This is a genomic window from Massilia sp. CT11-108 (genome assembly GCF_047302915.1).
In the GTDB taxonomy this organism is placed as follows: domain Bacteria; phylum Pseudomonadota; class Gammaproteobacteria; order Burkholderiales; family Burkholderiaceae_D; genus Telluria; species Telluria orientalis.
Window position 1 is genome coordinate 1 of sequence record NZ_JBKYMO010000635.1, and the last position, 2,729, is coordinate 2,729.

The 2,729-nt window shown below is 66.9% G+C and carries 3 protein-coding genes; all 3 read right to left on the minus strand.

Features of this window, described 5'->3' with window-relative positions:
• Nucleotides 1-371: TetR/AcrR family transcriptional regulator (locus ACEN88_RS28690; RefSeq protein ID WP_413345164.1), on the minus strand; the 371-nt coding region annotated here is incomplete at its 3' end.
• A 190-nt stretch (nucleotides 372-561) separates the two neighbouring features.
• On the minus strand, nucleotides 562-2,463 hold the full coding sequence (locus ACEN88_RS28695) for a putative bifunctional diguanylate cyclase/phosphodiesterase (protein WP_413345166.1): 1,902 nt from the start codon (nucleotides 2,461-2,463) through the stop codon (nucleotides 562-564).
• Between the two features lie 88 nt (nucleotides 2,464-2,551).
• The gene (locus ACEN88_RS28700) at nucleotides 2,552-2,722 is read right to left on the minus strand and encodes a helix-turn-helix domain-containing protein (protein ID WP_413345168.1); all 171 of its coding nucleotides are present in this window, start codon (nucleotides 2,720-2,722) and stop codon (nucleotides 2,552-2,554) included.
• Between the last annotated feature and the right edge of the window lie 7 nt (nucleotides 2,723-2,729).

A 2,729-nucleotide genomic window follows, 5' to 3' on the forward strand; every position in this document is an offset into this window, starting at 1 on the left:
ACCATGGCGTCGGCCGTCGCGCTGGGCTGGCCGCGCAGGCCCAGCTCCGCGGCCAGCGTGGGGAGCGGGCAGCCTTCGCCCGGTTCGTCGCGGTGTTCCGCCGACAGGTAATGGTCGATGACGGCGCGCGGCGCGGCGTCCGCCGATGGCAGCCAGCGTTCCAGCGTCTGCTGGACGGCGGCCTCCAGCGAAGCCTGCACGAGCGCGTCCTTGGATTCGAAATGGGCGTAGAAGCCGCCGTGGGTCAGGCCGAGCGCCTTCATCAGCGGCACGAGGCCCGTGCCTTCGATGCCGTCCTTGCGGAAGCGGCGCGACGCTTCGCCGATGATGCGCTGGCGCGTTTCGGCCTTATGGTTACTCGAGTAACGCATAGTTATGGGATTGGTTTGCAATGATTCGGATGCGGTCCGTGCGGCCGAAAGCGACGGACCCGTTGAGCGACGGATGTGCCTCATGAATTTAGGCAACGCTCCGTGTCACCATTGTAAGCCTTAATGAGGGATTCCACAATTCCGGCCATGAATTTGCCGGAATCGTGTTGCGCGAGGCCGTCTTTACTGCTTAGTGCGACGCGGCTGCGGCCGGCAGCGCCTTGGTGGCGGCCCCGTGCTTGCGCAGGTACTCGGCGCAGGCGTCGGCGTCGAGCGGCTTGCTGAAGTAATCGCCCTGGATCTGGTCGCAGCCTGCGCTGCGCAGGGCGGCCAGCTGCCCATCGTTCTCGACGCCCTCGGCGATGACTTCCAGGCGCAGCGTGTGCGCCATGGCGATGATCGCCTTCACCATCGCCAGCGATTCGGCACTCTGGTGCACGTCGAGGACGAACGAGCGGTCGACCTTCAGCTTGTCGACGGGCAGGCGCTTGAGGTAGCTGAGGCTCGAATAGCCGGTGCCGAAATCGTCGATGCTGAGCGTGGTGCCCAGTTCGCGCAGCTGGCGCATCAGGTCCGCGGTGCGGACCGGGTCGTCCATCGAAATGCTTTCCGTGAGTTCCAGCTCCAGCAGGCGCGGAGGCAGGCCCGATTCACGGAGGACGGCGCCGACGAGCGCCACGACGTCCGTGCCCAGGAACTGCTTGCCGGACAGGTTGACGGCCACCGGCACGTCGGGCACGCCGGCATCGGTCCACGCGCGGCGCTGGGCCACGGCCGTGCGCAGGATCCATTCGCCGATCGGCACGACGAGGCCGGAATCCTCGGCGATCGGGATGAATTCGGCCGGGGAGATGCTGCCGTGCTCGGGATGCTTCCAGCGCACGAGCACTTCCAGGCCGGCGACGCCGCCGCTGTGCAGGTCCGTCTTGGGTTGATAGTTCAAATACAGTTCGCCGCGCTCGATCGCATGGCGCAACTGGTTTTCCAGCGTGAGCTTGCGCTGCAATGCCTGGTTCAGTTCTTCCGAATAGCGTTGGATCTGGCCCCCGCCCAGCACCTTGGCGCGGCGCACGGCCATCGTCGCGTTGTTCAGCAGGAGGTCGCCGTCGGTGCCGTCCTCTGGGAAGATCGCATAGCCGATGCTGCACGTGAGGGGGATCGCGCCGCCCGGCGTCTTGAATTCGCGCGTGGCGGCCTGCAGGAGCTGGCGCAAGCGGTCGCGCGCGACGCTGTCGTCGCCCAGGCCCGGCAGCAGCACGACGAATTCGTCGCTCCCGGCGCGCGCCAGCATGTCGCCCGGCCGCAGCAGGTTCTGCAGGCTCCACGTGATTGCGACGAGCGCCTTGTCGCCTTCATGGTGGCCCAGCAGCTCGTTGAGGCGCTTGAACTTGTCGATGTTGATCGTCGCGACCAGCGTGTGCAGGCCGTCGCTCTTCCATTTGTCCAGGTTCTGGCCGATCGTCCGCACGAGCACCTGGCGGTTCGCGAGGCCCGTCAGCACGTCGTGCGTGAGCAGGAATTCGACCTGGCCCGCGGCCGCCGCGAGGTCGGGATTCGCATTGTCGACGTAGACGTGCGAGTGCAGCGACTGCGCTGCGGTCGCCAGCTGGCGGAAGTGGATCAGCTGTTCCGTCATGCGCGCGAGGTCGCGCAGGATGTCCAGTTCCTCCTCGTTCAGCGTGCGCGGCACGCGGTCCAGGACGCACAGGGTCCCCAGCGGCATCCGGTCGATCGAGTACAGCTGCACGCCCGCATAAAAGCGCACGTGCGGCGGATTGACGACCATCGGGTTGTCGGCGAAGCGCGCATCCTGCGTCGCGTCCGGGACGATCAGCGGTTCGTGGTCGAGGATCGCGTGGCCGCAGAACGAGATCTCGCGGCGGGTGCCGGTCATGTCGATGCCGCAGCGCGACTTGAACCACTGATCTTCCTCGGCGACCAGCGAGACCAGCGCGATCGGCATCTTCAGCAGCCGGCTCGCCATGCGTGTGATGCGGTCGAACGCGTCCTCGGGGGCGCTGTGGAGGAGGCGGGTGGCGTGCAGCGCCGTCAACCGGCGCGCTTCGTCGAGCGGTATCGATGGGGTCTGCATGTCGTGTCATGAGGAGCTTCGTTGAGTCACATTCTGCCACGACCGGCGAAGCGGAGGCACGAGCTTGGCATGGCGTTGCAGCCAGGAATTAATCACGCTGGCGGAATGCGCCGAAATGCTGGCGATAATCGAGCGCGCTGACGCCCAGGTGGCGCAGGAACGCCGCGCGCATCCGCGCCGCGGTGCCGAACCCGCAGCGGTGCGCGACCGTCTTGAGGGGCCGGTCGGAGCGTTCGAGCAGGGCCCTGGCCGCGTCCACGCGCGCC